Genomic DNA, 20734 nt, shown 5'->3' with positions numbered 1-20734 from the left:
TCAAGGGCTTCTCGCTGAGGCTTTGGAAGTCATTCTTTTGCCTCAGCGCTTGGCGCTCAAGTATAATACCACACACCCGCACCTTTGTCAACACTTTTCTGCTGCTTTTTTCAAGTTTTTTCTGTTTTCTTCCAAAATAATCGCAAACGGGCAGGTTTCGACCCCTCCGCTTCGGCCACGGCCTCAGCGTCTCCCCTTTGCCAAGGGGAGACGGGCCTTGCAGTTTTCCGGGGAGTGTTATATTATATAATTACATTATATAGGCAAGGAGGCCCCCCACCCATGATTTTGACCGTCAACATTGGCAACACCCATATCTCGATTGGCGGATATGAAAAGGACTGCCTGAAATTCTGCGGGCGGCTCCACTCCGACATTGCCTGCACCGCGGATGAATACGCCATCCGGCTGGTGAATCTGCTCTCCCTTTATCACGTCTCTCCCGCCCAGATCGAGGGCGGCATCCTGGGCAGTGTGGTCCCCGCCCTGACAGGGCAGGTGCTGGCCGGGTTGCGGATGCTCTGCAGTGCCCGCATCCTGACCGTCGGGCCCGGGCTGAAAAGCGGCATCAAGCTGCGGCTGGACAACCCTGCCCAGCTGGGTGCAGAGCTTCTCTGCGGCGTGGTCGCTGCCCTTGCGGAATGCCCCGGCCCGCTGGCCGTCATCTCAGCCGACACCGCCATCTCCATCATGGGCGTCAACGCCAAGCAGGAGCTGGTGGGCGGTGCCATCCTGCCCGGGCCGCAGCTCTCTCTGGCCTCTCTGGTGCAGAAGACCGCCCAGCTGCCCCAAATCGATCTCTCGGCCCCGGCTCCCGCCTCTGTTCTGGGTAAAAACACAGCCTCCTGTCTCCAGAATGGCTTTGTCCTGGGCACCGCCGGGCTGTTGGACGGCCTGGCCGACCGCTTCCGCGCCGAGCTCGGCCCCGAGGCGAAATTCTATGCTACCGGCAGTCTGCCCCGCTCCATCCGGGAGGCCTGCCGCACCCCCATCCATTACCGGGAAACTCTCATCACCGACGGCCTGTACCAGATCTGGCTGCGGAACCGGAAAGGCTGAAACTTGCCGAACGGTTTTGTTTGCATTTTTCCGCGGCATGTGCTATACTATATTGCACTGGCAGATGTCAGTGCATTGTGCGATCGTAGCTCAGCTGGATAGAGCGTTCGGCTCCGACCCGGAAGGCCAGAGGTTCGAATCCTCCCGGTCGCACCAAATCCCCCGGAACAGAAATGTTCCGGGGGATTTTTGTTTCTGCCAAGAATCCCAAAATCATCTTGCAAAAGTCGGATCCTGCCTTATAATAGAGGTTGCCCCGGTGTGCGCGGGCAAAGCTTTGGGTTTAGGAAAATAGGAATTAAGAAGCTATGAAATCGAATACCAAAACGCTGACGGAGGGCCCTCTGGCCAAACAGATCCTCCTGGTCAGCCTGCCGCTGGCCCTCTCCAACCTGCTGCAGGTGCTGTTCAACATGTCCGACGTGGCGGTCGTAGGCCGCTTTGCGGGCTCCACGGCACTGGGCGCGGTGGGTTCCACCAGTATCTTTGTCACCCTGTTCACGGGCTTTCTCATTGGCCTGAGCAACGGCGTCAATGTGCTGGTGGCCCGGTTCTACGGTGCCAGGCACCCGAACGATGTCCACAAGACCGTTCACTCGGCACTCATCGTCAGCATCATTGCAGGCGTGGTCCTGCTGCTGGTGGGCCTGCTGGGCTCCCCCGCTCTGCTCCGGCTGCTGAACACCAAGGAAGACCTGCTTCCCGGTGCCATCCTCTATCTGCGGGTGTATTTCCTGGGAATGCCCGCACTGGCGCTGTTCAACTTTGGCAATGCTATTTTCAGTGCCATTGGCGAAACAAAAAAGCCTCTGCTCTATTTGAGCACCGCCGGTGTGCTGAACATCCTGCTCAACCTGTTCTTCGTCATCGTCTGCCAGTTGAACGTGGTCGGTGTGGCGCTGGCCTCGGCCATTTCCCAGTGCGTTTCCGCCGCGCTCATCCTCCACGCGCTGACAAAAGTAGAGGACTGCTATGCGCTGGATTTCAAAGCCGTCAAGCTGGACCCCGCCATGACCAAGAGCATCCTGGCACTGGGCCTGCCCGCCGGGTTCCAGAACGCCATCTTTGCCATCGCCAACCTCTTCATTCAGGCAGGCGTCAACTCGTTTGACTCCCTCATGGTCAAGGGCAACTCTGCCGCCGCCAATGCCGACGGCATGATTTACGACGCCATGGCCGCGTTCTACATGGCCTGCGCCAGCTTCATGAGCCAGAACTACGGTGCCGGCAAACCCGACCGCGTGCGGAAGAGCTACTTCATCGCGCTGGCCTACTCGTTCGGCGTGGGTCTGGTGCTTGGCGGCAGCCTGTTCCTGTTTGGCCGGGAGTTCCTGGCCCTCTTCACCACGGAGGCCGCTGTGATCGACGCCGGGATGAAGCGTGTGCAGGTAATGGGGCTGGCTTACTGCATTTCCGCCTTTATGGACTGCACGATCGCCGCCTCCCGCGGCCTGGGCAAGACCGTGGTACCCACTGTTATCGTCGTCATGGGTTCCTGCGTGTTCCGGGTGATCTGGGTGTACTCCATCTTCGCTCACTTCCACACCATTCCCTCGCTCTACCTGCTCTACCCCTGCTCCTGGGCACTGACGGCCATTGCCGAGATCATCTACTTCGTCCACTGCTACCGCGATTCCATGAAGCTCTTCCACGAGCCTGTCACCGTGCAGGCCTGACCCCGATAAGACACCAAAAGGCAGATGCCGCATATTCTGTGCAGCATCTGCCTTTTTCTTATCCTGCTTTCTCCTGCTTTTAAACTTTGACCTCTCCGGCCAGCACCCGCTTATAGTCCTCATAGTTGCGGGCCAGCAGAGCGGGCGTATCCAGCCCGTAGGGGCATTTTGCCTTGCACTGGTTGCAGTGCAGGCAGCCCTCGATCTTCTTCATCTTGGCCTGGCCCTCGGGGCTGAGCTGTGCCGCCGATGGCGAACGCCGCAGCAGCAGGGACATGCGGGCGCAGTTGTTGATCTCAATACCCGCCGGGCAGGGCATACAGTAGCCACAGCCACGGCAGAACTCGCCGCAGAGCTCGGCACGGTCGTGGTCGATGACGGCTTTCAATTCCTCGTTCATCCGGGGCGGGTTGTCGATGTAGGAAAGGAACTCATCCAGTTCTTTCTCTCGCTGGACGCCCCAGATGGGCAGCACGCCGTCGTACTGTGCCTCAAAAGCATAGGCTGCCGCGCTGTTGGTGATGAGGCCGCCGGAGAGGCCTTTCATGGCAATAAAGCCCATCTCATGCTCCTTGCAAGCGTTGACGAGCTCCAGCTCCTGCTCGCCGGAGATATAGCTGAACGGGAACTGCAGGGTCTCGTACAGGCCGCTCTCAATGGCCTCGCGCGCCACGGAGAGACGGTGGTTGGTGATCCCGATGTGGCGGATCATCCCTTTTTCCTTGGCCTCCAGCGCCGCCTCGTACAGGCCGGAGCCGTCGCCGGGCTTGGGGCAGAATGCCGGGTTGTGGAACTGGTACAGATCCACATAATCCGTCCGCAGGTTGGTCAGGGAGGTGTGCAGGTCTTTCCAGAAGTCTTCCGCATTCTGTGCCGCCGTCTTGGTGGCAATGTACACCTCGCTGCGGATGCCGTCGAACGCCTCGCCCAGCTTGACCTCGCTGTCGGTATAGGCACGGGCGGTATCAAAAAACCGGATGCCTGCCTTGTAGGCCTTGCGGGCCAGTGCTACCGCGTCCTCCTGAGAGACGCGCTGGATGGGCAGCGCGCCAAAGCCATTTTTGTTCACCGTAATGCCGGTGCGGCCCAAAGTGACCATGTCCATATACGGAAACCTCCTGTTTCGCAAAATACTCTCTGGGTTTATTATAAAGCGACGTTCTTTCCGGTGCAAGATGCAAAAGCCGCCCACCGAAAAGTTCCGGTGAGCGGCTTCGTTCTTTTTGTTTACTGATAATCGTGGTTGAGGAACATCGCCTTGATCTGGACGATCTCGTCGTATTCCTCCTGCTCCACCTGCACGTCAGCGTTGACCTCCCGCAGGCGGTTCTTCACGGCTTCCAGCGCCTCGGGCACGGTGACGGCACGGCCCTCCTCCACGGCGTCCATCATCTGCTTGAGGACGACAGGGTGGGCATACTGGCTGGGCACCGGGAACGTGCCATGCGGGTAAGGCTTGAGGTAATCCGCCATGGCCGCTTCCGCTTTCTCCGCCCGCTTCATGATGGCGCTGTTGTTGTTCCGGGCAGTGGGCATCATGTTGTAGCTGGAGAAGAGGAAGATGGCCGCAAAACCAAACAGGGCAAAGTAAATGCCGTAATTGCCGCTGTGGGTGAGCAGCGAGTGGATGCCGTAAGCCGCCGCCACCACGCCGAACAGGCTGATGATGAGGGCCACATACTTATACACCGGCTTGCTCTTGAGCTGGGCACGCTTCCGGCGCTCGGCCGCGCTGAGCTCTTCGGCGATCTCGGGCTTTGCCTCCAGGTACTCTTTGGCCTTTTTCAGCACGGTCAGGCTGTGCTGGGCATCCTTGGAGAGCTCCGGCAGTTTGCGGGCGGCCTTTTCGGCTTCCTTTTTCTCCAGCACCTGTTCACCGGCCGCGCTCAGCAGCTTGATCTGCGGCTGCTCCTTGGCCAGCAGAGCCAGCAGGGTGTCCACATCCCGCTCGTCCTTGAAGTTGCACTGCTTCTGCTTGCCGCCGTCGTACTCGACAACAAGGTACGCCATAGAGGCGAACATTCCCTTGCCGGTAAAACCACCCGCGCTCATGGCCACCCGCTTGAACACGCGGGTGATGCTGCCGTAGGGCAGGTAGTAGCGGCGGTCAATGTAAAAGCTGTTGAGGTAGAGCGCCTTTTTGCCGACGCCGCAGGGGCCGATTTTCCGGCAGGCCTTTTTATCCTCCTCCAGCTCGTGTGCGTCCAGACGAGCCAGACCCAGTTGTGCAGGTTTGAAGATCATACCGATTCCCTTCTTTGCTTTTGTTTTCCCCATTTTCCCACTGCGGGGGATAAATTGCAAGCTTTTTTGAACAAAAAGGCCGACCGCTGGGGTCAGCGGTCGGCCTTTGCTTTAACGAAGAAGTGCCGCCTGGGGAATGGGTTATGCGGTCTTCTTAGCAGTGTGCTTCTTGGTTGCGTGCAGGAAGATGGCCAGCATTGCAATTGCGAAGATGACGCCGATGGGGTAAGCCACTACAGTGTTGTAGATGGTCGCGCCATCCGCCGTCTTGGAGTTCAGCAGGCCGCCCAGGCACTCGGGAGCCAGGATGAAGTAGGTGCTGGAAACAGCGCTCATAAAGGTTGCAGGCACCGCGGTGATCCAGTAGTTCTTCTTCTCCTGGAACAGGTACATGGAAGCAGCCCACAGAACGATCATAGCCAGCGTCTGGTTGGTCCAGCTGAAGTAACGCCAGATAACGGTGTAGTTGATGAAGCCCAGTGCATTGCCGATGCCCAGGAAAGCGCCGACACCCAGAACGGGGACACAGAGCTTCAGGCGGTTTGCGTAGCTGTCCTGATCGATCTTGAACCAGTCGGCCAGAGTCAGACGCGCGGAACGGAACGCGGTATCACCAGAGGTGATGGGGCAGATGACAACGCCGATCATTGCCAGTGCAATGCCGACACCGCCCATGGTCTTGGAGCAGACATCGTAGATGGCGGCGGACTGGCCCTCAGCCAGAGCAGCTGCCAGACCGGTGTTCAGGCCGCCGGTGATCTCATACAGAGAGCAGCCAGCTGCGGCCCAGATCAGAGCAATGATACCCTCGCAGACCATTGCGCCGTAGAAGACGAAGTGGCCCTGCTTCTCACTCTTCATGCAGCGAGCCATCAGAGGCGACTGGGTGGAGTGGAAACCGGAGATAGCGCCGCATGCCACAGTGATGAACATGAAGCTCCAGATGGGGGTGCCCGACGGATGCATGGAACCAAAGTGATCCCAGATCTCGGGGATGGTGTACGCGGGGTTGGTGAAGATGCCAAAAATAACGCCGACGGCCATGATGATCAGGCAGATACCGAACACGGGGTAGATCTTGCCGATGATGGCATCAATGGAGATAAAGGTTGCGATGAAGTAGTAGACCAGAATGATGATCAGCCAGAACAGAGTGGTGGTCAGCAGACCAGACATGCCGCTGTTCTTGCACAGGGTCACGATCAGGCCTGCGGGGCCCACTGCGAACACGGTACCAACCATGATCAGCAGCACGACGGAGAACACACGCATGATGTTCTGCATCACGGGGCCAAGGTACTTACCAGTGATCTCAGCGATGGAACCACCATCGTTGCGCTCACTCATCATACCAGAGAAGTAATCGTGGACGCCACCTGCAAAGATGGTGCCAAAGGTGATCCACAGGAACACCACAGGGCCCCACAGAGCGCCCTGCAGAGCACCGAAGATCGGGCCCAGGCCAGCGATGTTCAGCAGCTGGACGAGGAACAGCTTCCACTGCGGCATCACGACGTAGTCAACGCCATCGTTGATGCGGACAGCAGGAGTTTCACGGTCGTCCGGTCCGAACGTGTTGTCAACGATCTTGCCATAGACAAAGTAGCCAATGATCAGGAGCGCCAGACAGAGTAAGAAACTAATCATACCAGAAACCTCCTTTTAGATTCCCGTCCGGCAGGCCCCATTCCACCCGCCGCCGGGATCAATCTCTGGCTTCATGTTAACACATTTTTCATAATACGGATAATATCTATCTGGTATAACCGCTATATCAAAAAATATATAGCGTTTCATCGTCTTTTGGTGGAATCATCTCGTTTTTGACGTTTTCTCGTTCAAAAGTTGTTCATGATTTTCCACTGCTTTTTTCCGGGAATGCCTCAGATCTTCGCTGCCAAAAATTTCAGCATATTTTTGTACAGATTGCTCAATATTTTAAATTTCCGTTGTTTTATCGCCAATTTTTCAGAGTTTTTTCACTTTACAGTCTGGGCCGCCTCCTTGTGAAGCAGCTCAATAAAGGCCCGTTCCTCCGGGCGGAGAGCACTTTTGTCCGGGTAAACCATCACATCCCGCATCTTCTGGTGCTGGGCCGGGCACTTTTTGAGCACCAGATGGAACTGGTCCAGTGCCCGCCGGGGCATGGGCGAAGCCCACATATAGGCCGTAGGAATCCGCTGCAGGATCGAGAACTGGCTGCACCGCTCATACACATGCACCCGGCGGCGGTCATTGACATGCCAGCGGATGCCGTCGCCGCCGTCCTCGCCGGGCAGCTGGAAATCATCGTGGAGGATCTCCACATACTGGTTCAACTCCGAAAGGTCGTGGATCTCCCGGCTGGCCAGCGGGCCGTCCTGATTGGTGAGCAGGTAGTACTCAAAATCCATGATGGGCTCCATCTTGAGCCCGCGGCGGGTGCAGTAATAATTGTAATGGTCCGCGTCCTCAATGGCATACCGCAGCAGCGCCAGGTGATACCCCCGGCGCAGCACAAAATCCAGCGCCTCCATGGAGCCGCCCTCCCGGATATGGATGCGCAGCTGCTCCACCCCGGCTGCCCGTTCCAGGAGATCCACCGCAGCATAGGAAGCATAGGTGGCATGGGGGATCATAACTCGCAGCTCGGTACAACGCTTCTGTTCCTCCTGCACGCCCTGATCCAAGCGGTCCACCTCTTCCAGGATCCGGGCGGCCTGCTCAATGAAATGCCGCCCCTGCTCCGTGGGGATCATACCGGTAGACGAGCGCTCAAAAATGCGCAGGTGATATTCTTCTTCCAGATTTTTCAGCGCCTTGCTCACATTGGGCTGGGCCGCGTACAGCTGTTTGGCAGCAGCGCTCACAGAGCCCCACTTCATGATGGCTACCAGATATCGCAGTTCGGTAATGTTCACGCTTTCCTCTCCTTGGCCCTTGGTAATCAAATTTGGTTTTATTGTATCAGCTGCCGCAACGCTCTGTCAAGGAAAAGCAATTGACGCCCCTCCCGCTCCGCTTTATAATAGGGTATAAAAAGGAGGGAGCCGCCATGGAAACTTACCGCGTCCTGCGGATCGAGGAGCAGCTGTACGGCTGCGAGGAACTGCCTGAGGGCCAGCCTGTCCTCTGTGACGTTCTGCTGGAAAACGCCGCCGGGGAACGCCGGGTCCTCCCCTACCCGGATGCAGAGCTCACGGCCCTTGACATCAACGAGGGCGATACCATCGCCCTGACCGACCATAAACTCAGCAAAGTGAAGTAAAACAGCAAGGAGTTTTTATGCACTGTGTCTATTTTGCCCGCCACGGCGAGACCGTCTGGAACGTTGAAAATAAGATCTGCGGCATGACCGACAGCCCCCTGACCGAAAAAGGCCGGGCACAGGCCGCTCAGCTGGGCGAAGCCGTCAAAAGCAGCGGCATCGTCCTTGACGAAATTTTGTACTCTCCCCTCTCCCGCGCCGCGGATACCGCACTGGCCGTGGCGGCTGCCACCGGCCTGCCCGCGCGGGTGGAACCCCGCCTGCGGGAACAGTGTTTCGGCCGCTTTGAGGGCACCTCGCCCCGCAACAGCCCGGAGTTCACCGCCGCCAAAATGCAGTTTGCCGACCGCTACACCGACGGCGAAAGTATGCTTCAGCTGGCCCAGCGCATCTACAACCTGCTGGACGAGCTCAAACAGGACGACAAGACCTATCTCCTTGTGGCCCACAACGGGATCGCCCGGGTGGTGGAGTCCTATTTCCACAACATGACCAACGCGGAGTACGCGGCGTTCGGCATCAAGAATTGTGAGCTGCGGAAGTTTGATTTTGACGCGTAACAAGAAAGAAGCGAAAGAGGTTTCCCAATGGGAGCCTCTTTCGCTTTTTTCTCAGACGTTCCGGTAATGGAACACTTTATCTTTGGTGATGAACATACACACCGTGACCACCAGAGCGGCCAGCTCCGCTGCTGTAACGGCCAGCCAGACGCCCTCGATCCCGAGTACCATGGGCAGCAGGATGACTGCCGCCAGCTGGAACAACAGGGTGCGCAGGAACGAGATCAGCGCGCTCGTCACACCGTCGCCCAGGGCCGTGAAGAACGAAGAGCCGTAGACGTTGAAGCCCATGATGAGGAAACTCAGGCCATACACGCGGAAGGCATGGCTGGTCAGCTCCAGCAGCTCTGCATCATAGCCCACAAAGATCTTTGCCACATAGGGGATGATGAGCATGGACACCGCCGTCATGATGACCGCTACCACGCCGATGAGCCGCAGACTCTTGGTATAGAGATTATGCACCTCAGCATGGTTCCGGGCACCGTAGTGGTAGCTGACGATGGGAGCGCTGCCCACGGCATAGCCCACGAAGACCGCCACAAACAGGAACGCCGCGTACATGATGACGCCATAAGCCGCCACACCGTTCTCGCCTGCAAAGCGGAGGAGCTGGTAGTTGTAGAGGATGTTGACCAGTGACATGGAAAGATTGGTCATCAGCTCGGAGGAGCCGTTGATGCAGGCCGCTTTGAGCACGCTGCCGTGGAACTCCGTTTTGCCCAGATGCAGGCGGCTGGTGGTCTTATGGTCCAGGAAATAGAACACCGGCAGCACGCCGCCCACGATCTGGCTGATGAACGTTGCAATGGCAGCGCCCTCCACGCTCCAGCGGAGCCAGCCCACCAGCACGACGTCCAGCACCATGTTGGTGCAGCCTGCACCCACCGTGAACCAGAACCCCAGTGTCGGTTTTTCCGCCGTGACAAAGAAACTCTGGAACATGTTCTGTAAAATAAAGGTGGGCACGCTGACCATCAGCACCCGGCCATACCGGACGGCGAAATCCAGCATCTCGCCCTTGGCACCCATCAGGATCGCCACCGGGCGGAGGATGAACAGGCCCAGCACTGAGAGCGCCACGCCAGCAAGGAACGCCGTCAGGACAAACAGGCTGAAATAGCGGTTCGCCTTGTCCTCGTCCCCCTCGCCCAGGGTGATGCCCACAATGGCGCTGCCGCCGGTGCCCAGCATAAAGCCCACCGTGCCAATGAGCATGGGCAGCGGCATGATCAGGTTGACCGCTGCAAAGGCTGTTTTGCCCACAAAGTTGGAGACACACAGACCGTCCACGACACCATAAATGGACGTGAACAGCATGGTACCGATGCAGGGCAGCACAAAGCGCAGCAGGCGCGAATAATTAAAATGATCCGATAATTGGATTTTCTGCTTTGCCATGAAATCTCCTTTTCCTGGTAGAACCAAAAAAATGCAAAAAGGCCGGACAAGACCAGCAGCACGATGTCTGCCCTCCTCTGCTGTGTGGCTACGGCCAACACAGCCTCCGGGCAGACACTCGCTGCGGCATCTTATCCGGCCTTTTCATTACGTTGAAACAGCCCTCCGATGAGCAGAAAAGAGTATAACAAAGTTCATTTTTATTGTCAAGTTTATTTTTTTCGTTTGTACGGCAAAAAAGAGCACGCGTTTGCGTGCTCTTTTTTGCTGTGTTCCTTTCTTCTGTTTCACATCCCAGGCCGCCAGCCCGTGCAGTAGCGGGCGTAATCGCGGTCGGCCTGTTTGACGTAGAGCACCAGCTCCTCTTTGCCCTCCTTGTTGGTCCGCTCGCGGACCTTGGTGGGCAGGTTCTGGCGGTGGAGCAGCTCGATCTCGTCGTTCAGCTCCTCTTCGGTCTCAAATACATCCAGCTCTGTCCAGTGGGTGGCAAAGAGCCAGAATTTTGCCAGCGTCTCATTCATCTTCGTTCTCCTTTTGGGGCTCTTCGGTCTCCGGCGCGGGCGGCGTCAGCCGGTAAAACGGTGCGATGGCGTTGGCGTCGCCATGGCGCACAATAGAATAGGTAATGTCGCAATAAGGCTGGATGGCCGTACTCTTCTCCACCGTGGAGATGAGCAGCACCTGCAATTGCAGGCGGCGGAACAGCTCCATCATGGGGCGGATGCGGTCGCTGGTCATCTTGCTGAACGCCTCGTCCAGCAGCACCAGCCGGATGCTGTTCTCGCTCTTCTGGTAAATTTGCAGCAGGCTGGCGCAGATCGCCACATAGAACGGGGCCTGGTTCTCGCCGCCGGAGGAATCCCGGCTGACGCGGGAGAGATATGCCTGCTGGCCGGACACCGTGTTGGTAACTTTGATGTCGTAATCCAGATAGGTGCGGTAATCCACATAGTCCGAGAGGGTGACGCCCTCGGGGCGGCGGCCCTCCTGCCGGGCGCGGGTGTTCTCGTCCACGTCGGCCATGATCTTTTCCATCAGCTCATCCACCTGCCGCTCGTAAACGGGGTCGGCGGTGGCGGCGATGTTGTCCAGCGAATCGGAATCGGTCATCTGCTGGTTGCCTTTGTCCACAATGACCTGATAGAACGCCGCCAGCTGGGGATCCCGGCTGGGCTCCAGCTCAAAGCGGTAGACCTCTTCGCCGTAGGTCAGCTGTTCCATCACCTTGTTCAGCTCCCGGAACTGCCGCCGGGCGTTGAAGATATCGTCTTTCATCCGGAAGAGGATGTCCTTGCGGAAGCGGTCCTTGCAGTCTTTCTGGGCCTGCTCGAGGCGGGCGGCGTACCGCTCCAGGTCAATGCGGACCAAGCTCTCGTACTGGGCACGGTACTGCTCTACCCCCGCAAGGCCCAGCGGATAATCGCAGACGTACCGCTCGTTGTAGGCTTTCTGGGCAGGCTCCAGCGTCCCGGTCAGGTAGAGCTGCAACGCCTCGTCCAGCTTGGTCTGGGCCTTTTCGGCGGCCTGTGCCACGGCACGGTCGGGCTTTGCCTTGTCCGGGCCGGAGAGGGCCGCCCAGCGCTCCCGGGCCAGCGGCTCCAGCAGCGGATACTTTGCAAAGAATGCATTGGCGGCATCGGCGCTGGTCTGCGCTGTCTCCACCGCCTTTTTCCGCTCAGCCTCACAGGAGGCCAGCTGCTTCTGGCAGACGCGGATGTCCCCGCCCACCTGCTCCACGGCAGCGCGGGCAGCGTCCCAGGCTTTCTCCCGGGCTTCTTCCTCTTTGTAGAGCTGCTGGAGCATGGGGTTCTCCCGGCAGTCGGCCAGCTGCTGCTCCTGCGCCGTGTAGGCCTGCCGGGCAGCGGTCAGGGCCGCGCGGCTGTCCCACAAAGCGCCAAGCTCCTCCAGCGTCTTGCCCCGCAGGGCGTTCTGGTACTGGTCATAGGCCGTTTTCAGGGTCTTTTCGGTCTGCTCGGCGGCGCGGAGGCGCTCGGCCAGCGCTTCCAGCTCGGCGGTCAGGGCCTCGGCGCGGGTGCGGCGGGCATCCAGACCAATATACCGCTGGGGCGCGCGGAGGCGTTCCAGCCGGAACGGATGGTGGCGGAGCAGATCACGGGTAGCGCTGTCCGGGTACTGTTCCAGCGTATCCGGTGTATCACAGCAGACGATGCGGCCCAGAATGGTCTCCGCGTACTGGGCGGCCAGCGGGTTTTCACTGGTGACCTGCGCGGCCAGACTGTCCGGGGCGATCTTGTCCGTCCGGCGGTTGGCCTTGCGGATGCCCGGGGTATCCAGCAGGCTGATGGGCCCAACTTTCTCTTTCAGGGCCACAAAGGCGCTCTTGGCGGCGGCATAGTGGGCAGGCGGCACCAGGATATCAAAGCGGCGGTCGCCGAGGCAGGCCTCCACGCAGTCCTGCCAGCTCTCGTCTTCCACGGCCAGCAGCTCGCAGAAAATTTTGGCGTCCGGCGTCATGCCCCGGCTCTGCAGCTCGGCGTTGACGGCGTCCCGCACACGGGTGGCAGCGTCGCCGTGGGGGTAGACCCACTTGCCGCCCGAGACCGCGTCCAGTTCCGCCCGTTTGGCGCCCTGCTCCCGGAGCAGGTCTGCAACCGCCTGCCGGGCCGCGAAATATTGCTCTTCCAGCGGTTTTTCCACGCCGGAAAGGGCGTCGGTCAGGCCGGGGAGCGTCTCCGCGCGGAGGGCTTCCGGCCAGAGATCTTTTCCAATTGCAAACCCGCTGCGGCCAAGGCTCTGCAGCAGGGCTGTGACTTTGTTTGCCGCGGCTTCGGCCCCGGCAGCACGGCGGGCGGCAGCGTCCAGCGCGCTCTTTTTCCGGGCCAGCTCCTCGGTCATGACGTCGAGGGCGGCACCCTCTCCGCTGGCAGAGGCCGCACTGTGGGCGGCCAGATAGGCCCGGCGGGCTTCGGCCTCGGCGTTCTTGGCCGCCTCATACTGGGCGTTCAGGGTTTCCAGCTGGCGGTTTCCGGCCTCCAGATGGCCCTGCCAGGTGGCATCTTCCCCGGCATCGGCAGCGGCACGGGCCAGCAGAGCCGCGCCCCGGTTCACAAGGGCGGCGGTCTCTTTTTCGGCGGCTTCCCGGCCATCGTTCACGATGGTCTCCAGCGCGGCGGCACGGGTCTGGGCTTCGGCCAGCACCGCGTGGAGGTTTTCCAGCTCCACACGGTCGCCCTGCAGGGCATCCAGGTCTAATTCCGGCTGGGGCAGGATGTACTGATACAGGAATTCCCGGAAGTTGGGGATCTCGTCCATGCTGGTGCCCATCTGGAACACTTCATTGAACTTTTTGCCCAGCGGGCTGGACGCGCGGCCAATGCCCAGCGCCCGGCAGATGCGGTCCCGGGCCTCGCTGGGGCTGCGGGTATAAGAAAGCCGCCCCGTGGCGGGCTTGAAGTCTTCTTTGGCGCTGGGAGCCCCGGTGCGCGGGTCGATAAACGGCAGCTGCTCCAGCGTGCAGCCGTCTTCCGAGATGTACCAGGTCTGGTCGCCGGGGTGCAGCTCCTGCATGGGGCCCTCCGACTCCACCCGGACGGCAATGACAAAGGGCACCCGCTTGGCGGTGTCCCAGAATTCCGCGCCGATGTAGGCCACGGTGCGGCCCGGGCGGCGGTAAGCATTCTCACCGCGCTGCTTGGCGTGGACGGAGCCCTGCAGGGTGCGGCCGCTCTTTTTATTGCCCAGGGCATTGAAATTACGGTTGGTGGTCAGGCAGTAGCGGATGGCGTCCAAAATCGTGGTCTTGCCCACGGCGTTGACGCCGATCATATAGGTCAGGCGGGCACAATCAAAGGTGACGTTTTCAAAGTTGTGCCAGTTGATGAGTCTCAGGCGTTTTAATTCGATCATTCTTCCACCTCCGCAGCGCCGTCCCCGTCAGGGCGTTCGTACAAAGCCAGCTCGCTCCGGGTGCGGCTGCTCTCGGCGGCGGCATCGGCCAGGTCGGCGTCCGGCAGGGCCAGCAATACCGTGGGGAACACCTCAACGCGGCTGTCCAGCCCGCTCAGGCGGCCCACCGGCCGGGCCAGATTGTAGCGGCGCAGGGTACGCAGCAGCCGCTCCAGCGTGGGCTGGTCGAGGCGGCGGGGCAGATTCATTTTCTGCAGCTCCGCCTGCACCTCTTCCACCGTCACCAGCACCTGATCGGCACTGGCGGAAAGGCTCTCCCGCTTTTGCAGATAAAGCAGCCGCAGCACCAGCAGCAGGATGCTCTCGTATTTCAGCAGCCGGGCCTGGCTGCCCTCATGCTCGTTGACAAGGGCCGCCGCCTGCAGCGGGGCCGGGTAAAGCAGCACCGCATAGCCCAGCGGCGCGAACACGGCCCGCACCTCCGGGAGATGATCCTGCACATAGAGATATTTTGCCCGCTGGTCTTCCACCCCGCCCAGCAAAAAGCAGTGGTTGAGGAGATAGTTTGCGGTTTCTTCCAACATTTTATTCGGTTCGGCCATCGTTTCCGTCCTCCCTGCGGGGTGTCAATACAAATTCTTCAAAGCGGAAGCCGCCCCGCTCCACCCACTCGCCCGTGAGGGCGATGTCATAGTCCCGCCGGGGCGATTGGGAATAGGTGTGCAGGCCGATGACCCGGGCAAAATCGTCCGGGTACTCGGCGGCCAGCGTGGACGCCGTGACCCGCGGCCGGGCGGCCAGCGCCTGCCGGGCCAGCAGCTCCACGTTTTCTTCGGTCACGGCCATCCGAGCGTAATCCAGCAGGAGCTTCTGCTCCTTTTTGAGCTGTTCCGGGTCCAGCGCGGCCTGCCGCACCGGGGCCAGCGGGGCCTCGCCGCGGGGAGCCGCCGGCGGGTAGAGGGGCTTTGCGCCAAACACCTGCACCGGGTAGAGGTGGAGCCGCTTTGCCACCGGGCCGTCATCGGGCTCAAAGAGCTGGTCCGGCGTCTTGATCTCCTCGGCATAGCGGCGGAGCAGCGCCGTGACGCTGCCCTGGGCCGAGCGGTCGCTCAGGAGCAGGAACTGCGCCCGCTGCACCGCCCGCTTGCGGTAGCGGATGTGGCTGTCGTCGATCTGGCGGATAAGGCCGCTCATCTCTTCCAGCGCGTCCCGCTGCTTCTGGATGAGGGCCCGCACCCGGGGCGCGGCCTCGCCGGGGGCGCAGCGCTCCACCCGGGCATAATCCAGCGCCAGCTGGGGCAGGTACTTGTTCTCGCACTCGTCCAGCCCTTCTTCGAGGTAGGCGCGGTAATTGAAGAGGTTATCACTGGTCTTGAAGCGGTGGTACGCCGCCGCCACCACCTTTTCCTCATACTGGTCAAACAGCTCCAGCACTTCCTGCGGGGTGCGGTTGCGGGTAAGACGGTCGATGTAATGCCCGATGGACGCGTTGAGGGCCCGCAGGGATCTGTTCAGCGCTTCCAGGTCGGACGCCACCTCGTGCAGGACATTCTCGTAGGGGCTCTTTTCTTCCCCGATGCCCCGCAGCAGCTGCCAGGCTTTGTAAAGCTTGCCCGTGTAGGTGACGACGCGGGGGTTCAGGATCTCTTCCAGCGCCTCCAGCAGCGGCGTCACCTCGGGCACAAAGGCGAGGGTGGGCTCTTCCTCATAGCTGCCGGGCTGCTCTTCCAGCCAGCCGGTGCGGCGGAGGCGGAGCAGAAAGCCCAGCGCCAGCAGATGCGGGTCCCGGGTGGGCTGCTCGTCCTCATCCCCCGCCCCATCGGCATCCAGCGCCAGCGGCTTTGCCACGGCAGCAAAGTAATCCTCCGCCCGGGAGACGGCTTCCGCCCGGGAGAGGCTGTAATCCGCCGTGTGGCGGCACTCCTCCCACAGCAAAAGCAGCAGCTCCGCATAATAAGCCCGGTTGGGCCCCGCCAGCGGGCGGAAAAGCTTGGGGCTGACCAGTTCAAACAGCTGCATCAGAAGCTTCCTTTCTTTCGATAAAATCCAGTTTTTATTGTACCACATTTGCCACGCTTTTGCCATAACGACAAAAAGCCCCGGGGAGCGGGGTGCTCCTCGGGGCGGGGTGCGGTTCCATTCTGTAAAAGGGTCAGAAGAGCATATCAAGGGTAAGCACAAAGCAGTAGGTGCCATCCTCCAGCTTTTTGGCGGAGACGCCGACACCCTTGACCAGCTGTGCTTCTTTCGCCTTTACACCATAAGCCTTGGCGTAGGCCTTCGAAATAAAAAAGCACGGGCCAACCAAACAGCTGTTGCTGCTCTGCTGGCCCGCGAGGCGCTCCCCTATTTCCAGAGCGGTGCTTTGCAACGCGCCGCGGCTCTGGCAATCTTCCGGGGCCTGTGCCGGTGCGTAAACGAGTACGCGCGGGCAAACCCCTCAAAATTAAGTTGATTTTAGCACACACCGCGCAAAGTGTCAATAAAATTGCTGCATTTTGACATTCTTTTTTGGGAAAAATCGCCCCAAGAATTTCCGCAAATTACACAATTCTACCACGATTGTATGCTATGCTATGTTCAGAAACCAGAAGAAAGAAGCTCTCTGTGCACCGGCCCTGTTTTCCCGCCAGCCAGGAACCGCTTCTCTGTCCGCTGGACCTGCGTCGCAGGCATCCGGTCTGGCGGCCAACGGCACTCTGGCTGCTCCTCAGCTTTCCCGGAACGCTCCCCTCCGGGCGGCTCTCCCTCCACAAAAACTTTGCAGGCTAAACTGAAAAGCCCCCGGAACACGGTGTTCCGGGGGCTTTAAGTTTTGTGTTTAATAGCCGCGCACCGAGAAGCCGCGCTCCCAGGGGTCGGGGGCAATGTCTTTCTGGCGGATGGCGGTGATCTGGATATAATCGCTGCGCTGGATGAGGGCAAACAGTTTCCGAAATTTGACGGGGTCGCCCTGGACTTCCAGCGTGACGGAGCCGTCGTCCTCGTTTTCCACCCAGCCGGTCAGCTCCAGGCTCTGGGCCGCATACCGGGCCCGGTAACGGAAGCCCACGCCCTGCACCTGGCCCTCGATGGAATAGCGCCGCCGCACCGTGCCCTCGGGCAGAGCGGGCGGCTCCCCTTTTTTGTCTTTCAAAAATTCAAACATTGTCAACCTCCTGCTGCTGCCGCGTCTCACCGCAGGGCCCGGCAGTTTTCCAATACGCACAAGCCTGCCCGGCCTGCCAAGGGCTCCCCTCATCGGGAGCTGGCCATGCGAAGCATGGACGGAGAGGTTTTACAGCTCCTGATATGCCGTCATCAAGGCGGGGATGAACTGCTTTTTGCGGCTGACCACGCCGGGCAGGGTCCAGCTGTCGTCGGCGGCGGGCTCGATTTCAAAGCCGCTGCGGAGCATCTCGTCGGCATGGCGGCCCGCGCAGATGACCACGCTCTCCTCCTTGGGCACGTCGGTCAGCAGCATGTAGAGGTCTTCCACATTCTGCTTGTTGCGGGCCTCTTCGAGGTAGGGCTGGAGCAGTTTCTGGGCCGCCTGGAGGTTCTTGCGGGTCATGTAGCTGCCCTGTGCCACGCCAAAGCGGACATCGCCGCACATGAACACCTTGAAATCCTGCAGGAAGACTTCCTCCGCGGTCTTGCCGGCCAGATTCTCGCCTGCCTCAAACATCTCAAGGGCAAACTCGTCGATGTCCACACCCGCGATCTTGGCCAGCCGCTTGGCGGCGGCCACATCAATGGGGGTGCAGGTGGGGCTGCGGAACACCAGCGTGTCCGAGAGGATGGCTGCCAGCAGCAGGCCCGCGATCTTGGGTTCGATCTCCACGCCGTTTTCATCGTACATCTGGGTGATGATGGTGGCGGTGCAGCCCACCGGCTGGTTGCGGAAGTAAACCGGGCCGTCCGTTTCCAGGCTGCCGATGCGGTGATGGTCGATGATCTCCAGAATTTCGGCCTGGTCAAAACCCTCCACGGCCTGAGTGGCCTCGTTGTGGTCCACCAGAATAATGCGGCGCTTGCGCAGGGCAATGATGTTGCGGCGGCTGACCATGCCGCAGTATTTGCCGTCCTCATCCAGCACCGGGAAATACCGGTGGCGCACCTTGGTCATAACGCGGGTGACGTCCGACACCGGGGTGACGAGGGTGAATTTGACGATATCGTCTCTTGTCATGTAATAGGAGATGGGCGCGCACTGGCTCATCAGCTTACCGGCGGCGTAGCTGTCGCAGGCAACGGACATGATGGCCACGCCCGTTTCCTCGGCGATGCGCTGGATGGTACGGCCCACCTTGGCCCCGTTGCAGATGATGAGGAGCGAGGCCTCTTTCTCAATGGCGCAGAGCTGGCTCTCGTAGCGGTTGGTCAGGATCACGATGTCGCCTTTTTCCACGGCGCTTTCCAGCATTTCCGGGGTGGCGGTGCCGATCTTGATATGTCCCGTGGTGCAGACGGCGTTTTCGTCGCCCACCACCATGGTGCCGCCCAGCGTCTCCAGAATATTCTTATAGCTCGTGCGGCTCTTGGCCAGCACCTCGGTATCGAACACGTCCATGTTGGCGGTGGCGATATCCTTGACCGTGATGAGGCCCAGCAGCTCGTTGTCGGCGTCCGTGATGGGCAGGGTGTCGATCTGCTTGTCGCGCATGATCTCCCAGGCCTTGCGCAGGCTGGTGCTGCCGTTGATGCCGGGCATCTCACGGAAATCCACGTCCCGGATCTTGGGGTTGACATCGGTACACATCCGGGGCGGTGTGACCCCGAACTTTTTGAGCACGAATTCCGTCTCCTGGTTCATGCGGCCCGCGCGGCGCGGCTCGCAGACCAGAGAGCTGGTTTTATTCTTGAGCTCCGCATAGGCAATGGCAGAGCAGATGGAGTCGGTGTCCGGGTTGCGATGCCCGATGACCACGACTTTGTGGGCTGCTTTTGGCATGGTTGTTCTTTCCCCCTTGTGGGTTGTTTCAATCTTCTTCGCTTCGTGTGTGCTTGCTTTGCGCGGCCGCTCCTGCACAGCGGCTGCCGGGGAGCCGACAGGCGCTCCCTCTGCATCCCATTTTAACACAAGTGCGGGCGGGGGTAAACCGCATGGAGCGGGAGTTTTCCTTAAAATTTTGCGAGAAACTTGTATACATCTATTGTTTTTTGAAAGAGGGCGTTGTATGATTAGGACAACGCATCATTCACGGCATAGGAGGAACCATGACGTCCACAAAATTCCATTCCCAACCGCTGTTTACCCGCCGGCAGCTGACGGCCCTGCTGCTGCCCCTCATCGCAGAGCAGGCACTCAGTGTGACCATTGGCCTGGCCGACACCCTGATGGTCTCCTCCGTCGGCGAGGCGGCTGTCTCGGGCGTGAGCCTCGTTGACACGTTCAACACCCTGATGATCCAGATCATGAGTGCGCTGGCCACCGGCGGCGCGGTGGTCGCCAGCCAGTACATCGGCCACCGGGAAGAGAAAAACGCCCGGGCCTCCGCCGCGCAGATCCTGTTCATCCTCTCGGTGTTCAGCCTGGCCGTGGCCGCCGTGGTGATGGTGGGGCGGCACGCCATCCTGCGGGGCATCTTCGGCTCCATCGACGCCGACGTCATGCGCTACGCCGAGACCTATTTCCTGCTCTCAGCCCTGAGCTACCCGTTCATTGGCCTGTACAACGCCGGTGCGGCGCTGTTCCGGGCGCAGGGCAACAGCAAGGTGAGCATGATGTCCAGCCTGGTGATGAACGTTGTCAACATCGGCGGCAACGCCATCCTCATCTTTGGCTTCGGGATGGGCGTGCTGGGCGCGGCCCTCGCCAGCCTGATCTCCCGCGCCATTGCCTGCATCGCGGTGCTTTTCCTGCTGCAAAAGCCCGGCTGTATGCTCCGCATAGAGGGTCTTGCCGCTCTCCGGCCCAACGGCAGGCTCATCCAGCGCATCCTGCGGGTGGGCATCCCGGCCGGCATTGAGAACGGCATGTTCCAGATCGGCAAGCTGTCGGTGGCCAGCCTGACCAGCACCCTGGGTACCGCCGCCATTGCCGCCAACGCCGTGGCCAACACCACCTCCACGTTCCTCAACATCCCGGCCAGCGCCGTGGGCCTTGCCGTGCTCACCGTGGTGGGCCAGTGCCTGGGCGCAGGCGAGAAAGAGCAGGCTGTCTGGTACGCCCGCCGCCTGCTGCTGCTGGCTTATGCGGGTGCCTGGATCATGAACCTGTCCGCGTTCTTCTTTGCGGACAAGCTGGCGCTGGCCCTCTTCCATCTCTCGCCGGAAGCACAGGCCATGGCCCTGCAGGTGATGCAGTGGTTCAACATCTTCTCGATCTTCTTCTGGCCCTCCAGCTTTACCCTGCCCAACATTCTCCGTGCGGCAGGCGACGCCTCGTTTACCATGTCGGTCAGCATCGTGTCCATGTGGGTGTTCCGGGTGGGTTTCTGCTACCTGATGGTGCTCTGCTTCCACGGCCAGCTGCTCAGCATCTGGATGGGCATGTTCCTGGACTGGGTGTTCCGCTCCGTCTGCTTTATGGTCCGCTTTGTGCGGGGCAAGTGGCTGGAACAGCACGTGATTTAAAGTTTCACATTTTTCGATGCAAGATTTTGCCCCTCTGTCTCGTATGAGAAGACAGAGGGGCTTTTTCGTCAGCCTTGCACAAAATCTGGAGCACTATTTTAGGAGTGTTGTCCAGTTTTCGT

Annotated in this window: 17 protein-coding genes and 1 tRNA gene; 6 read left to right on the top strand and 12 right to left on the bottom strand. The window is 60.1% G+C overall.

Going from position 1 to position 20734, the window contains the following annotated elements; translation table 11 throughout:
* Positions 1-282: 282 nt before the first annotated feature.
* The 3 genes from C4N22_RS07860 (at position 283) to C4N22_RS07850 (ending at position 2735) form a co-directional block, all read left to right on the top strand.
* Positions 283-1059 (top strand): type III pantothenate kinase, encoded by a 777-nt coding sequence (locus tag C4N22_RS07860; protein ID WP_112148556.1) that lies wholly within the window; start codon positions 283-285, stop codon positions 1057-1059.
* Between the two features lie 79 nt (positions 1060-1138).
* Positions 1139-1215 (top strand) — tRNA-Arg (locus tag C4N22_RS07855).
* Between the two features lie 152 nt (positions 1216-1367).
* Positions 1368-2735: an MATE family efflux transporter gene (locus C4N22_RS07850; protein ID WP_112148555.1), complete on the top strand. Its 1368-nt coding sequence runs from the start codon at positions 1368-1370 to the stop codon at positions 2733-2735.
* A gap of 79 nt (positions 2736-2814) precedes the next feature.
* Here C4N22_RS07850 and C4N22_RS07845 read toward each other — a convergent pair whose 3' ends face one another.
* From C4N22_RS07845 to C4N22_RS07830, 4 genes are all read right to left on the bottom strand, one after another.
* Positions 2815-3840 carry an aldo/keto reductase gene (locus C4N22_RS07845; RefSeq protein WP_022256811.1) on the bottom strand — a complete coding sequence of 342 codons (1026 nt, stop codon included), beginning with the start codon at positions 3838-3840 and terminating at the stop codon, positions 2815-2817.
* Between the two features lie 122 nt (positions 3841-3962).
* Positions 3963-4979: an ATPase P gene (locus C4N22_RS07840; protein ID WP_112148554.1), complete on the bottom strand. Its 1017-nt coding sequence runs from the start codon at positions 4977-4979 to the stop codon at positions 3963-3965.
* A gap of 141 nt (positions 4980-5120) precedes the next feature.
* Complete coding sequence (locus C4N22_RS07835; protein ID WP_112148553.1) at positions 5121-6626, bottom strand: carbon starvation CstA family protein; 1506 nt, start codon at positions 6624-6626, stop codon at positions 5121-5123.
* Positions 6627-6958: 332 nt separating this feature from the next.
* On the bottom strand, positions 6959-7879 hold the full coding sequence (locus C4N22_RS07830; RefSeq protein ID WP_112148552.1) for a LysR family transcriptional regulator: 921 nt from the start codon (positions 7877-7879) through the stop codon (positions 6959-6961).
* 134 nt (positions 7880-8013) lie between these two features.
* Between C4N22_RS07830 and C4N22_RS07825 the strand changes: the two genes are divergently transcribed.
* Positions 8014-8226, top strand: a complete 213-nt coding sequence (locus C4N22_RS07825) for a hypothetical protein (RefSeq protein ID WP_022256814.1) — start codon at positions 8014-8016, stop codon at positions 8224-8226.
* A 17-nt stretch (positions 8227-8243) separates the two neighbouring features.
* Positions 8244-8786 (top strand): histidine phosphatase family protein, encoded by a 543-nt coding sequence (locus tag C4N22_RS07820; protein WP_112148551.1) that lies wholly within the window; start codon positions 8244-8246, stop codon positions 8784-8786.
* A gap of 51 nt (positions 8787-8837) precedes the next feature.
* On the opposite strand, the gene C4N22_RS07815 is transcribed toward C4N22_RS07820, so the two are convergent.
* The 8 genes from C4N22_RS07815 to C4N22_RS07780 form a co-directional block, all read right to left on the bottom strand.
* A complete protein-coding gene (locus tag C4N22_RS07815) occupies positions 8838-10187 on the bottom strand; it encodes an MATE family efflux transporter (RefSeq protein WP_112148550.1) in 1350 nt (449 codons plus the stop codon).
* 287 nt (positions 10188-10474) lie between these two features.
* Positions 10475-10708, bottom strand: a complete 234-nt coding sequence (locus tag C4N22_RS07810) for a hypothetical protein (protein ID WP_022257496.1) — start codon at positions 10706-10708, stop codon at positions 10475-10477.
* Positions 10701-14054: an ATP-binding protein gene (locus C4N22_RS07805; protein ID WP_112148549.1), complete on the bottom strand. Its 3354-nt coding sequence runs from the start codon at positions 14052-14054 to the stop codon at positions 10701-10703. Before C4N22_RS07805 ends, C4N22_RS07810 begins: the two co-directional genes overlap by 8 nt.
* Positions 14051-14656: a DUF4194 domain-containing protein gene (locus C4N22_RS07800; protein WP_022257494.1), complete on the bottom strand. Its 606-nt coding sequence runs from the start codon at positions 14654-14656 to the stop codon at positions 14051-14053. The genes C4N22_RS07805 and C4N22_RS07800 overlap by 4 nt, the downstream gene beginning before the upstream one ends.
* Positions 14640-16073, bottom strand: a complete 1434-nt coding sequence (locus tag C4N22_RS07795) for a Wadjet anti-phage system protein JetA family protein (RefSeq protein ID WP_112148548.1) — start codon at positions 16071-16073, stop codon at positions 14640-14642. The genes C4N22_RS07800 and C4N22_RS07795 overlap by 17 nt, the downstream gene beginning before the upstream one ends.
* A 133-nt stretch (positions 16074-16206) precedes the next feature.
* Entirely contained in the window at positions 16207-16362 is a 156-nt protein-coding gene (locus tag C4N22_RS12895; protein ID WP_181567186.1) for a hypothetical protein, read from the bottom strand.
* 513 nt (positions 16363-16875) lie between these two features.
* A complete protein-coding gene (locus tag C4N22_RS07785) occupies positions 16876-17202 on the bottom strand; it encodes an acylphosphatase (protein WP_022257492.1) in 327 nt (108 codons plus the stop codon).
* A gap of 129 nt (positions 17203-17331) precedes the next feature.
* A complete protein-coding gene (locus C4N22_RS07780) occupies positions 17332-18987 on the bottom strand; it encodes a putative manganese-dependent inorganic diphosphatase (RefSeq protein ID WP_112148546.1) in 1656 nt (551 codons plus the stop codon).
* A gap of 266 nt (positions 18988-19253) precedes the next feature.
* On the opposite strand from C4N22_RS07780, the gene C4N22_RS07775 reads away from it, so the two are divergent.
* Positions 19254-20612, top strand: a complete 1359-nt coding sequence (locus tag C4N22_RS07775; protein ID WP_112148545.1) for an MATE family efflux transporter — start codon at positions 19254-19256, stop codon at positions 20610-20612.
* Positions 20613-20734 lie beyond the last annotated feature (122 nt).

The sequence above is a fragment of the Faecalibacterium prausnitzii genome, from assembly GCF_003287495.1.
In the GTDB taxonomy this organism is placed as follows: domain Bacteria; phylum Bacillota; class Clostridia; order Oscillospirales; family Ruminococcaceae; genus Faecalibacterium; species Faecalibacterium prausnitzii_I.
This window is presented reverse-complemented; position numbering and strand designations above follow the sequence as displayed.